We start from the raw sequence: 12773 nt of genomic DNA on the forward strand, positions 1-12773 counted from the left end.
TTATTGATTATTTTCCAGTAATTGGCGTACGGTTAATTGCAGGGCGTCCGCGTCGTGACTACTGAACACTACCCTTCCTGCCGGGTCAAGAAGCACGAGCCGCGGTATGCTGGTGACATTGTAGTGCTTGAATATGTCGTTGTAGCTTTTTTCACCCGAGTAAGTCAATTGCGTCCATGGCATATTCTCTTCTTTTAGCGCTTCCTTCCAGTTGGCTTTTTTGTTGTCCATCGAGATGCTGATCACGTTCAATTGTTCCCGATTGTATTGGTCATATAGCTTTTTCACGGAAGGGATAGCTGCTCGGCATGGACCACACCACGATGCCCAAAAGTCGATTAACGTGTAGCTTCCCGGTCGTGCGTGATTGGACAATTGTTCCTTTTCGCCTTTCGTGTTTTCCATTTCCAAGTCGGCGTAGCGTATTCCCTTGTATCGTTTCATTGCCAGTTCCATTTTTTTCCGGAACCGAGGTCTGCGTATTGAGTCCTCAACTTGTTCCGCCACACGGGCTAGTTCTTCCAGTTCTTCCCGGGTGCGGGTGAAGTCCTTTTCTATCATTTTCTCTGCGATATAGAATGACACGGGAGAAGTCGGGTGCTGACGGATGAAATTCATGCGGGCGTTATCCACGATGTTTTCTTTCTCTATTTTTTGCGGGTAAAATTCAGCGTAGATTTTGTCATATAACTCTTTCGGGTACTCGTACTTGTGGTAAAAGTTTAACTTGGAAAGTGTGTCGTTGGCTTGAAAGGCGTCCAACTCTAACGGTAGTAACTCTTCCCTGTAACTGTTGAATTCCTTTTGTCGTGCGCTACCCGTCACTGCGCCGACACGTTCGCTCGCAAAAGGCATAAGCGTACTTACATAACCTATACTGTCGAAATGGGGAACATCAAGAGTCAAACACGAGTTGTCAAGAAAAACCCAAGTCTTTTGATTTTTTACATCACGTTTCTCGGTCACGAGCGGGCGGTTTGAAACTGTTAATTCACAAAAAGTAGGTGAAGCAACTTGCCCGTGTAGTTCGAAACGTCCGTTGCGAACAGTGTCTGTTGCCAATAGTATGGCATCCTCTCCTTCAATATTTCTGAGCGTGACGGTCATTCCGTCCTTTAGCCCGGGAAAGTTACCCCGGATGGAATATTTCTCTTCATGAGAAGTGCAGGCGGCACTCAATAAAAGTGCCCCGATAAAAATGTATAAAAATTTCATTGCGAGTGTTTTTGAATTTATATCATTATGAAATCAAACGTGTTTATTCACGTTTGATTTCATTTTATTTCTAGTAGCGGTTTAGTCTTGTGCATCACGCACGTAACGTACACTCATGTATTTCGAGAAATTGCCTTCGTAATTCGTGTCATAGCTTTTTGTAGCGTTTCGTTCGATTTGCGAGGTGGTACAAGATACTTTTCGGAAATACACGGTTGGGGCAAGAGTCATGTCATTTTCGGATACTGCTTCCGTGGCAGTCCAGAAATAACCGTGTTCTCTCAAGTGTCGGTGACGTACATCCGCGGGACGACCGTACACTAAAGCGAATCCTCCCAATCGTAGCAACATCCCGCTACCTGTCGCATCTTGTTGGAGCAATGCGCCTTCAACGCTTCCGCGCATTCCGGTTGCTTCAGCCTCCGATTCGGACATACCCATGGCTTGTTCCAGTTTTTTCCAATCGTCATCGGTAGGTAGACGCCAGCCTTCGGGGAGTAATTCTGCATTCTTCAACGCTTCTTCGTAAGTGTACATGTTGCCGTAATTATCCCAATCCATGGCGGCCTGTTCTCTATCGGTATCGACCACATACACGAGGTCTCCCCAATCGTCAACTCTTTTTTGTTCGTAATAGCGTTCTCCCGCCTTGAAATTGCTGGTCATCCAATCCAGTCCCGCGTAACGAACCCACCCGTATTCGTTACCTTCATTGTCTTTAACGGTTCCTTCCGCTTCCGGTTTTATCTCGGGCAGGCGATTATTGTCATCGTCGTTACATCCGATACATACCGAGAGTATCACGACTAATATATATCCAAATATCTTTTTCATATGCTGTTTATTTATTTAAAAAACAAATCCCATGTCACTAATTATTTTTTTAATTAAGCTGTATTTCGTGCGAACGATAGGATAGTCTTTATACTCCTCCATAAATTCTTCCTCCGGAGTATTGAAAATAGCTTTAACGTAAGTATTTCTATCGTCTGAGGCGTAACTGGGAAACCATCCTCTCGTGCTGACTGAAATGAATCCACACTCGTTGGCAATTTGTTTACAGTACGCGTAATACTCATTGTAAGCTTGTACAGCCTCGTTTTGAAGGTATTCTTCTTCATTTATTTCTCCTGCTTCGTAAGCATCCTTTGTATCATCATAATCATCTTTATAATTGTCATAAAAATCATCATAATAATCATAAAAATCCTCGTAGAAATCAACGTAATCATACCAATAGTATTCATCGCTGAATGCGTTGAATTCATCAAAAATAGCTTTGTCTAATTTTCCCATTTTATTCGTGACGATGGATTGGAAGATTATCGTGCAATAGTCACTATATGCTTGTTCGTCCTCCGTGTCAAGAACCGGTTTCATATTCAGAGCCAGACAACGTTCACCCTCGTAATAATCAATAGTTCTCCATTTTTTCCCGTACCAATCGGAGAGATTATCCACTAACAGGAATGAATAGGGCCGGACCGATTTGCCCAAGTGCGGAAGTATGTAATCTTCAACAAACTTGATGGCTTCCTCTTTTGTCGTTTGTGTATTTATATACTCGAATTGGAAGTCTTTTCCATCATCACTTCTAAGAGAGTAACCTAAATCTATTGTTTCCGTGTACCAGTAAGGCGTGCCGTCCGCGTAAGTGCCCCGTTGTTCGTGTCGAAGAGTATCATTGAAAAGCACGTGAACCCCGTGGTCTTCATAGAATTTGCGTCTTATCACTGATTCTGGGTCTGTCGCGTTTTCCGACACGGAGAAATAATCATCGCGTTCGCCAGTCGGCTCTAGTGAATCTTCCTTGCTGCATGCTCCTAAAAGCAAACTAAAAATAATAAGGTAAAATATTTTGTCCATCTTGTATTCCATTAATAGTTAATAGTTTCGTATGGTTCTCGGTCCGGGCGTTCGTTTTTGCCCAGCGTGTTCTGGAATTCGATTACTTCTCGCGGAAGAGCCAACGTGTAAGCCTTGTCGTCTTTCTCCAGTCGATAGTAACGAGCTTGGGAAATCACTTGGGAGTATGTATCCGGGTCCATTTTGAAATCATAATAGACGTGTGTGTACTCTTTGGACCAACGATATTTGTCGCATACCGTGTAGCGGCGTAAGTCATACCAGCGATGACCTTCCAGACAAAGTTCGCGTTGACGTTCCAGTCGTATGGAATCGACAAGCGCGTTTCCCGTGGCGTTAAGGGCAGGAGGAGTTTTGTATCGTTTGCTGCGTAGTAATTGGAGTTTCTCGCGTGCGGTATCCTCGTCATTGTCCAACGCGGCGGCTTCTGCCAGATTTAAATATGCCTCGGTTGTGCGGAACAAGTAGTTATCTGAGATAGGACATTTGGATGCCGCATGTTCTTTCATATCCCACCGTACTTTCTGGAAGATGAAATAATCTCCCTCTTTTTTGATGTAGTGTTTCTTTCTCAAATCATTGTCATTAAAAGCGTTGCACAACTCCTCCGAGATGTAGAACGGGCGCTCGTTGTCGTAGTGCCGGCGACCTTCGTATCCCATGATGCCGGTTGATAATTGGTGTCCTCCCATGGAAAACAGAATTTCGGGCAACGAGGCATTCAGGAAATTGCCATTTTCGTCGGCAAAACCGTTCAAATCGGTTAGGGCATCGTTGCGGTCAAGCACAAGTTGGGCGTATTTCCGGGTATTCGGGTAGTCCTGCATGTAAAGATAAACCCGGCTCATCAGCAAATAGGTAGCCGTTAAATCGGCATGATAAATGGATACTCGTTCCGTTTGTTTCAAGCAGGCTTCTGCTTTTTCCAAATCATCGATGATTTGAGCGTACACCTCGGATAACGTCCCCAAGTGATAATCCTTATCTTCAATATAAGAGGTTAATTTTAACGGGATACCCGGGGTTGAAGCCGCTTTGGATGGTTCGTAAGGAGCGGCGTAGAGATTGGCAAGGGTGAAATAATACAAGGCGCGTAGGAAATACGCTTCGCCTTCGATTCTGATTTTGTCGAGTTCTTCACTTTTATTGCGTGCGGTTACACCATCCAGTTCGTCCAGTATCATGTTGGTCGTGTTGATGTATTTGTAGCTCTTTTTCCAACATCTGTCTTCTGAGCTGATACTTGTTCCCTTGGGATTCATACCCACTTGGCGTTGCCAAGTGAAATAACCGAACAATGCCTCCGGGTCAGCAACCTCTAAACGGTTCTCGTTGATAGGTCCTTGTTGCAGTTCGTCCGACATGAAATGGATGAATAGGTTGTAAGGTTGTAGGGCGGAAGAATTATATGCTTCGTAAAATCCCACGGGAAGATAGGCATCTCCCAATAGCAACTCGTTCAAATCGTCGACGGTTTCAACCTTTGCCAAATCTTGAGAATACTCTTCAAGAAAGCTGGAACAAGCCGTTAGGGTGAATAGGAGGAATACTATAAATATATTTTTCATAGCAGGTTGTTTTAAAATGAAACGTTCAAACTAAACGAATAAGTAGGGCGGTCGGACAAGGACACTTCCGTGAATCCTTGTGTAGGGGTTTGCCCTTTTAACTTTTTGGAGCAAATCGTGAATAAATTGGTGCCTGATAACGAAATGGCAAGTCTGCTTAATCTTAATTTGGGCAGAATGCGTTCACCAAACTCGTACGTGAAACTCAAATTGGAGCATTTCAAGTAGTTACCGCTAACGACACGTGCATCCGAATAGTCGTACATATCCCATAAGTTGTCGGCAAATGTTTGAATATTGTAGAAGTTGACACCTGACCAATGTTCGTTGTAATCGAAATAATATCCACTATTTTGAGCTATAATGGCCGGAATATTCGTGTGTTTTTCATCGCCGGGATTTTTCCAACGGTTCAATAATTCACGATGAAGATTGCTTTCCGGTGCGATTGTAAGGTCTTTATTATAGCGGAACGTTCTAAATAGTCGGACTTTTGACCCCAAGCTGTAGGCAAACATCCCGTTCATGCGCAAGTTCTTGTAGCGTAAAGTCGTGCTTAGGCTTCCGGACATATACGGTTCGCGGCGTCCGGAAGCAGTTAATACTTTTTTGAAAGTATCGTACTTGCTTAATCCGTCCAGTTCGTATTGGCGGTCTTCATAGTCATCGAACATCGGTCCGCCGTTAACGGGGCTAAGTCCGATAAACTTGTACGAGTAGAAAGTATTTACGGCTTTGTTTTTCACGACCACGGTACCGTCGAGGAAATCTTCGTAATCGTAGGTTTGTGAATCCGGGTCGCTTTTCACTTTGTTGAAATCTTTCGAGAACGAGGTCGACAGCAACCAGTTCCAAGTTTTACTCTTGATAGGGTTGAAGGTAACATCGATGCCGTATCCTTTATTTTCAATGTCGCCACCGTTGATGCTATAAGAATCCAATCCGTTTATGGTAGCGATTTTCTTGGTCATGAAGGCATCTTTTGTCCGCTTGTAGTAATATTCCGCCTCGATTTGGATGCGGTTGTCCAGAGCGGCAACCGTAAGACCGAGATTGAGCGATTGCGTTTTTTCCCATTTGAGGTTCGGGTTAGGCACTTGGTTCACCGATGCGGTCATCTCCTTGTAATAAGGGTCGAAAGGATTTTTTTGCATTAATAGCACCGGTGAAACATCCGAAAGCATATTCCCTTGGTACCCGTACGACATTTTAAAACTCAGGTAGTTGAGCCACACCCGTTTGAAGAAATCGTGTTCCGTGAGATTGTAATTCCCGGATGCCGACCAAATGGGAAGGAATTTGTCATTACTCTTGTCCCCGAATCGGTTTGACCCGTCGGTACGTCCGTTCACGTTTAGGGTAAAATAATTCCGGTAACTGTAAGAAATGCTCAAATAACCCGAAACAATGTTGGACAGGTCATCTTTAATCGAGGGAGTATTATTGGCAGCCCAAGCCGCATAGGCAGGGTAATCTTCCGCGTTGATGTTGTTCACGAACATTTTTCCCCGTTCGGGATAATATCCCCTGTGAACAGACGAGAAACCGTTATAATGCGTGGAACTCATCTCGAAACCGCCGCTGGCATTGATGTTATGTTGCTCGTCTGCTCCCCAGTATTTATTGGCATTCACCTGCAAACGTGCCGTGTAAGAGTTTTGCCGGGTTTCGTTGTGCTTTAATTCGCCCCCGAAAGGAAGTGTACCTTCGCTCCATGGAGTTTCCCCGTAATTAGCTCTACGAATAGCGGCGACATGCCATGTGTGTTCACCCCAGTAGCCTTCTATTTCCGTGTTGGAATTCGTGTAGGAAAGAATGGCTTGTGCGTTCAGCCAGTCTGTAAAACGGAATTGCAGGTTGGTATTGACCGTGATACCGGAGGCGTTTTGTTTGGAGTAACTGTTTTCGAGTTCGTTCAATATATTGTAATTCCAATATGAGTTACTTGTGCTTTCATATTTTTCATAGTACGCGTATTCTCCCTCTTCATCATAGGCGGGGATAGCACGACTGGAATTGTAAGCGTAATCCATCGGGGCAATTTCATCCTGATTATATTTTTTCTTGCTGATATTTCCTTGTAACTGAACGGAAGCGGTGAACCATTGACTGAATGTAGTTTCAAGATTCAGGGATGCCGTGTAACGTTGGTTATAATTTCCCTTGATGACGTCATTGTCACGGGTGAACCCGATGGACGAGTAATAACGGGTTTTCTCCGAACCGCCCGACATGCTTAACGTGTGTTGGTGCGAGAACGTGTCTTCGGTCAACAGGTCGAACCAATCCGTGTTCACCGTTTCCAAGCGTGCCACTTTTTCGGCAAACTGTTTGTCCGTAATTTTTCCTTGGTAGAGGTCTGATAATAATCCCTCGTATCCGACCATGTTAGCGTTATTATCGTATTCATAATGTTGCTCGTGAAGTTCCCGCGACACTTGGATTCTTTCCCGGGAGTTCATCAAGTCTATTTTGCGGTCGGAATAACGCGGACGCTGACGAAAGGTAGCTGTCATGTTATAATTGATAACCGGTTTCCCGATATGACCTTTTTTAGTTGTAACCACGATGACTCCATTGGCAGCTTTTGCCCCGTACAAAGCGGTTGCAGCTGCGTCTTTCAATATATCCAAACGCTCGATGTCCTGCGGGTTTAGTCCCGCGATGGCATTACCGATGCGGTTGATATAGTCCGGGTCATTCAATTCTTCTGCTTGGATTGGCACGGGGTCTTGCACGATGATTCCGTCCACTACCCATAATGGTTCACGATTACCCACCAATGTCGATGTACCACGGATACGAATTTTTGGAACGACACCCACTTCACCCGAGTTGGTCATCAAAATCATTCCCGGTACCCGACCTTCCAGCATTTGGTCAATGGATGTTGCGGAAGCAATCATGATATTGTCAACGTTTAATGTTTTGACGGCACTCGTGTTTTTTCTCCGGTCCACCCGTTGGTAACCCGTCACCACTACTTCCTCCATCTCTTGCGTGTCTTCTTCCAGTACCACCTTTAACAACTCTTCTCCCTTGTACCGAATCGTTTGCGTCTTCATCCCGATGAAGGACACGAGCAACTCGATATTGTTCGTGTCTTTCGGTTGCACGAGCTCGAACCGTCCCTCGGCGTTGGTCGACACCCCGAGTGTTGTCCCTTTTATCATAACCGTCACACCCGGTAGCGGTTCTTTATTCTTATCCGTGACGATACCTTTGATTTTTCGTATCTCTTCTTGCTTTTGGATGATAGCCTTGCGGATCACGATAACATTCTCGTGAATACTGTATTCCAACCCGCTGTCTTTCAGGCATACGTCCAGAATAGACCGTATATCGGCGTCCTTCATGTGAACGGATAGGTTCCCGAGGTGACCGACTTCTTCCACGTTGTAAACAAACGTGTATTCACTCTGTTGTTTAATTGTTTGCATCACGTCACGGATACTCCCGTTCTCGACCTCTACCGTCAGGAGAGCCTCTTGCGCGAGGACTCCCGCCGATAGATTCATGCAAAACAACAACATTAACAATGCGTTTAGCTTCATAATTAGCAACAATTTTTTTAATTTTTCATGCACGGGGGCATGAATAAAACAATCATTTTTCATTCTTTTGTTTTATAGGTTTATAATTACACTCGCTTTGACGGGGGAGTGTATATCATTAAATTTGTGGCAGGTCGTGTTGGTAGCATGACCTGTTTTCTTTTATCTACTTGATGTATATGGTATTGCCTTCCTTCCTGCATTTGACCACCCGGGTTTCCTCTATAAAGTTGAGTACCTTGTCTATATCAGCATAGCGGGATACTTCAAGGGTGAACCGACGTTGTTTGGCATTTTCATTTTCAAAGACCACCCGGAACTCGTACCAGCGGGCGAGAGTTTCCATGATTGAGGCAAGGGGTTCCTCGTCGAAGTAGAACATATCCCGTACCCATGCCGTGACTACTCGCGTGTCTACTTTTTTCACCTCTATTAGCGGGTTATCCCGGCTGGTGATGGCTTGTTGTCCCGGACTGATGACCTGAGTGGTAACCTCGTTGCTTACTTCAACCTTACCGTTGACGAGGGTTGTGGCTACTTCTTTTTCCGTGTCATACGCGTTCACGTTGAATGTCGTGCCCAGCACGGCAATCTCTGTCCCTGCCGCGTGGACGATAAATTGTTTGGATGTATCGCGGGTTACTTCAAGATAGGCTTCCCCGCTTAACCACACTTCCCGGGTATCCCCGTTGAACGCTACCGGGTATTTCAAGGTACTTTCCGAGTTCAGTTTCACGACCGTGTTGTCCGCGAGTTTCACGGTGTATTCCCCGTATTTGGGTACAATGATTTTGTGGTAAACGGGAATTTCTTGGAGTGATTCCTGCTCGACAGTCGTGTAGTCAATTTCTTTTTGATTCATCTCGAGAGGGATACTTGCAGTTTGTTTGATAGCGGCATGTTCTTCCCGGTCGAGGGTGATGGTGTTTCCATTCTCGAGCACGAGTTGCACCGAGTTCAGCGGGCGTGGCGTCATGATTTCATCGGCTTTATCCCGCGAATAGAAATGCAGAATACCCGTCGTGAGTAATACTGCCGCGCAGCAGGCGACAGCCGTGTAACTTACCCGACGCCACGTGGCGTATCTTTTCGGGCGTACCCGGTATCTTCGGGTGAAGTCCTGCCACGCTTTCTCGGTGGTTGGCATCCCGTTGTTCCGGGAAGTTTCCGCGTGCAGCAGTTTCTCGTAAAGTTGACGGTTTTCCTCGCTTTGTGCCGCCCACGCCGCCAGCCGCCGTTCTTCATCCTCCGGTAGAACCCCCAGTTTGTGCAGGGCAACCAGACGTGCGACTTCGATTCTTTTTATAATTTGTTTTTCCATATTCATTCTTTCTACTCTTTGAATACGGATGAGGTCGAAAAGCGGGTGAGTCGATTTCTAGATTTTTAATAAATATTTCGCGAAGAATAATATAACGTATTCTTTACCAATAATTTCTCGTAGCTTGGAATACATCTCTTTTTTTAGCGATTTGACCGAATTGATAGAAATACCCAACGTGTCGGCTATTTCTTGGTTCCCCAATCCGTCGAGTGCAAGACGGGCTATTTCAAGACTGCGACCGGTCAATTGTGCAACGGCGGCTTGAACGAAACGTATCATTTCTTGGTTCGTGATTTCATCCAGAAAGAAATCATCGGAATATAATTTCTCTTTCAATTCATCGACGTCTTCCGTGTTGAATTTTTCGTGCCTCAGGACATCCATGCAGAGATTCTTAGCCGTGATATAGAGAAAGGCTATGGCATTTTGACGGGAATAAGCATCATCGAGCCGCTCGTACAGTTTGAAGAAGGTTTCTTGAGTCACATCCATGGATTGTTCCCGGTCTTTCAAATAGGTATGACAAAATCCCACCACTGCTTGAAAGTGACTCATGTACAATTCCTTGAACGTGTCTATGCTTTTAATGCCGTTTTCCATGCCTCGTGAGTTGAATGCACAAATATAATGTTAATATTTTAAAAGTCGAAATATTATCTTTTTTGATATGTGTACTTGGAAAAGGTGTTATTTTATTTGAAGTTCATAAGAAGTAAAGTGTAAAACAAAGTAAATAACAGTTATAATATATCTATATTATTTATAGTTGCTTTATAGCATCTCCTATTCAACTCCCATTCAACTCCTATTCAACCCCTATTAAAATATAAAAATAATAGGATTTAATTAGGAAATGAAAAGGTTATTTTACAAATTAAATAAGAAGGAAATAAATAGTATATTTAATTTTTATATAGGAATACATGCTGTTTTCTTGTTTACCAATTCTCGATAACCGCAGTCGGGTCATCACTGTTTCTTTCAGAAATTATCACTACTTTTGCATATGTCATCAATAATTTATTGCTAGTTTCTGGAACCATTCTTTAAAGAAGAAAAATAGACCAATGAAAGAAGAAAATAAAATTATACTTTATCAAGACGATAACGAAATAACTCGTGTATCTGTGCGTTTTGCCGATGAAGATGTATGGCTGACACAAAATCAGTTGGCTGAGATTTATAGTACAACTCAACAGAATATTAGCCAGCATGTAGATAATATCTATAAGGATGGGGAGTTGGGGGTGGAGGCAACTCACAAGAAATTCTTGTTAGTTCGCCAAGAAGGTAAGCGTCAAGTCAAAAGAGATATAGATCATTATAATTTGGATATGGTAATTGCTCTAGGTTATCGTGTTCAGTCGCAAGTTGCGACTCGCTTCCGTCGTTGGGCAACGCAGCGACTTCATGAATATATCCAAAAGGGCTTTGCAATGGATGATGAACGATTGAAGCAAGGTGGCAATCTATTGCCCATAAAAGAAAAATACTTGTCGGCAAAGGTAACATATCACATAAACAGGCTATAGAAAAGGCAGAAAAAGAGTTCGAGATATATCGTAAACGAGAAATGGAATTGCTTGAAAGTGATTTTGATAGAGAGATAAAGAGGTTGAAAGATAAAAATTGATTTTTTTTCGCGAGTTCTTTGTATCTTCGCACATTGAATAGATTTGAATGAAAATGGAAAAGAAAGGTTTGATAATTGCCGTGGACGGGCATTCTTCGACGGGAAAAAGTACTGTTTCCAAGATTTTGGCGGCACGTTTAGGATATACTTATATAGATACGGGTGCGATGTACAGGATCGTGACCTTGAGAGCGATGCGGGACGGGTTGATTCGTGACGGCAAGGTGGACGACGAGGGGTTGAAACGAGTACTTCCGTCGATTGTTTTCGGTTTCAAGTACAATGACGAGAAGAAACGTTACGAGTCCTACATGAACGGGGAGTACGTGGAGAAGGCTATCCGGAGACTGGATGTGTCGGATAACGTGAGTTTGGTTGCTTCGTTGCCTTACGTGCGGGAGTTGCTGGTGGAGAAACAGCGGGAAATGGCGAGTGCCGGTGGCGTGATTATGGACGGTCGGGACATCGGTAGCGTGGTGTTTCCGAACGCGGAAGTGAAATTCTTTATGACGGCGAGTCCGGAGGTACGGGCGCGACGTAGGTACGAGGAGTTGAAGGGAAAAGGGGAGCAGGTGACGTACGAGGAAGTGGAAGCGAACGTGCGCAAGCGGGATTATATCGATGAGCACCGGGAAACAGCCCCGTTGGTACGGGTGCCGGATGCCGTGTTGATTGATAATAGCGATATGACGGTGGAGGAGGAAGTAGAAGAAATGATAAAGCTCATTCGTTCACGATATGAAAGTAGAGATTGACGAGAATTCCGGTTTCTGTTTCGGCGTGGTGAACGCTATCGCCAAGGCCGAGGAGGAGTTGCAGCAGGGGGAACTTTATTGCATCGGGGATATCGTTCACAACAATCTGGAGGTGGATCGCTTGAAGGGATTGGGGTTGCGGACAATAGACCACGAGGCGTTTGCCGACTTGCGGGATTGCCGGGTATTGTTTCGGGCGCATGGCGAGCCGCCGAGTTCCTACGCTTTGGCGGAAAAAAATAATATTGAAGTGATAGACGCTTCGTGCCCCGTGGTATTAAATTTGCAGCAGAAAATCAGAGCGGCATACGAACGGGTGAAAGCGAACGGCGGACAGATCGTGATATACGGGAAGCGGGGACATGCCGAGGTGAACGGGTTGGTAGCGCAGACGAACGGGGAAGCGTTGGTCGTGGAGCGGGAGGAAGATTTGAAAGAGATAGATTTTTCACGATTGGTTATCCTGTTCTCGCAGACGACGAAAAGCCTTGACGGGTTCAAGCGGATCGAGGAGTTGGTGAGAGCGTGTGCCCGCGGCGGCGTGGAGGTGAATGACACGATTTGCCGCAAGGTGGCAAATCGAATCCCGCAGTTGAGGGAGTTCGCGGTGCGACACGACGTGGTGCTGTTCGTGAGCGGGGAGAAGAGTTCTAACGGCAAACAGTTGTTTGCCGTGTGTCGGGAAGCGAATCCGAGAACTTATTTCGTGCAAGGTGTAGCTGATTTGAGCGGTGAGATGTTCGAGGGGGCGGAAAGTGTGGGAATCAGTGGAGCAACATCGACACCGAGATGGGTGATGGAAGAAATAAAGAATGCGGTGATTTAAGATTTATGATTTACGATTTGTGATTGTAAATT

9 protein-coding genes and 1 pseudogene are annotated in these 12773 nt (G+C 44.8%); 3 read left to right on the forward strand and 7 right to left on the reverse strand.

Annotated elements, in window-relative coordinates; translation table 11 throughout:
• The 7 genes from L0M98_RS04725 to L0M98_RS04755 form a co-directional block, all read right to left on the reverse strand.
• On the reverse strand, window positions 1-1215 hold the full coding sequence (locus tag L0M98_RS04725; protein WP_227215211.1) for a TlpA disulfide reductase family protein: 1215 nt from the start codon (window positions 1213-1215) through the stop codon (window positions 1-3).
• 81 nt (window positions 1216-1296) lie between these two features.
• Window positions 1297-2049, reverse strand: coding sequence for a fibrobacter succinogenes major paralogous domain-containing protein (locus tag L0M98_RS04730; protein WP_099292022.1), 753 nt, complete (start codon window positions 2047-2049; stop codon window positions 1297-1299).
• A 15-nt stretch (window positions 2050-2064) separates the two neighbouring features.
• Window positions 2065-3081: a hypothetical protein gene (locus L0M98_RS04735; protein WP_227215213.1), complete on the reverse strand. Its 1017-nt coding sequence runs from the start codon at window positions 3079-3081 to the stop codon at window positions 2065-2067.
• An 11-nt stretch (window positions 3082-3092) separates the two neighbouring features.
• Window positions 3093-4649, reverse strand: coding sequence for a RagB/SusD family nutrient uptake outer membrane protein (locus L0M98_RS04740; protein ID WP_227215215.1), 1557 nt, complete (start codon window positions 4647-4649; stop codon window positions 3093-3095).
• Window positions 4650-4660: 11 nt separating this feature from the next.
• Complete coding sequence (locus L0M98_RS04745; protein WP_227215217.1) at window positions 4661-8203, reverse strand: SusC/RagA family TonB-linked outer membrane protein; 3543 nt, start codon at window positions 8201-8203, stop codon at window positions 4661-4663.
• Between the two features lie 166 nt (window positions 8204-8369).
• Complete coding sequence (locus L0M98_RS04750) at window positions 8370-9524, reverse strand: FecR domain-containing protein (protein WP_227215219.1); 1155 nt, start codon at window positions 9522-9524, stop codon at window positions 8370-8372.
• 57 nt (window positions 9525-9581) lie between these two features.
• A complete protein-coding gene (locus L0M98_RS04755; protein WP_099292027.1) occupies window positions 9582-10127 on the reverse strand; it encodes an RNA polymerase sigma factor in 546 nt (181 codons plus the stop codon).
• A gap of 467 nt (window positions 10128-10594) precedes the next feature.
• Here L0M98_RS04755 and L0M98_RS04760 point away from each other — a divergent pair.
• The 3 genes and pseudogenes from L0M98_RS04760 (at window position 10595) to L0M98_RS04770 (ending at window position 12741) form a co-directional block, all read left to right on the forward strand.
• Window positions 10595-11160 (forward strand): annotated as a pseudogene (locus L0M98_RS04760) (virulence RhuM family protein).
• A gap of 53 nt (window positions 11161-11213) precedes the next feature.
• Entirely contained in the window at window positions 11214-11915 is a 702-nt protein-coding gene (gene cmk / locus L0M98_RS04765) for a (d)CMP kinase (protein ID WP_227215221.1), read from the forward strand.
• Window positions 11899-12741 (forward strand): 4-hydroxy-3-methylbut-2-enyl diphosphate reductase, encoded by an 843-nt coding sequence (locus L0M98_RS04770; protein WP_227215223.1) that lies wholly within the window; start codon window positions 11899-11901, stop codon window positions 12739-12741. The genes cmk and L0M98_RS04770 overlap by 17 nt, the downstream gene beginning before the upstream one ends.
• Window positions 12742-12773: the final 32 nt, after the last annotated feature.

It is taken from the genome of Butyricimonas sp. DFI.6.44 (assembly GCF_022132345.1).
In the GTDB taxonomy this organism is placed as follows: Bacteria; Bacteroidota; Bacteroidia; order Bacteroidales; family Marinifilaceae; genus Butyricimonas; species Butyricimonas muris.

What these genes read in the sequence shown, in the direction of transcription:
- L0M98_RS04725 (WP_227215211.1), bottom strand. Translation starts at nt 1,215, where the DNA reads ATGAAATTTTTATACATTTTTATCGGGGCACTTTTATTGAGTGCCGCC.
- L0M98_RS04730 (WP_099292022.1), bottom strand. Translation starts at nt 2,049, where the DNA reads ATGAAAAAGATATTTGGATATATATTAGTCGTGATACTCTCGGTATGT.
- L0M98_RS04735 (WP_227215213.1), bottom strand. Translation starts at nt 3,081, where the DNA reads ATGGACAAAATATTTTACCTTATTATTTTTAGTTTGCTTTTAGGAGCA.
- L0M98_RS04740 (WP_227215215.1), bottom strand. Translation starts at nt 4,649, where the DNA reads ATGAAAAATATATTTATAGTATTCCTCCTATTCACCCTAACGGCTTGT.
- L0M98_RS04745 (WP_227215217.1), bottom strand. Translation starts at nt 8,203, where the DNA reads ATGAAGCTAAACGCATTGTTAATGTTGTTGTTTTGCATGAATCTATCG.
- L0M98_RS04750 (WP_227215219.1), bottom strand. Translation starts at nt 9,524, where the DNA reads ATGGAAAAACAAATTATAAAAAGAATCGAAGTCGCACGTCTGGTTGCC.
- L0M98_RS04755 (WP_099292027.1), bottom strand. Translation starts at nt 10,127, where the DNA reads ATGGAAAACGGCATTAAAAGCATAGACACGTTCAAGGAATTGTACATG.
- cmk (WP_227215221.1), top strand. Translation starts at nt 11,214, where the DNA reads ATGGAAAAGAAAGGTTTGATAATTGCCGTGGACGGGCATTCTTCGACG.
- L0M98_RS04770 (WP_227215223.1), top strand. Translation starts at nt 11,899, where the DNA reads ATGAAAGTAGAGATTGACGAGAATTCCGGTTTCTGTTTCGGCGTGGTG.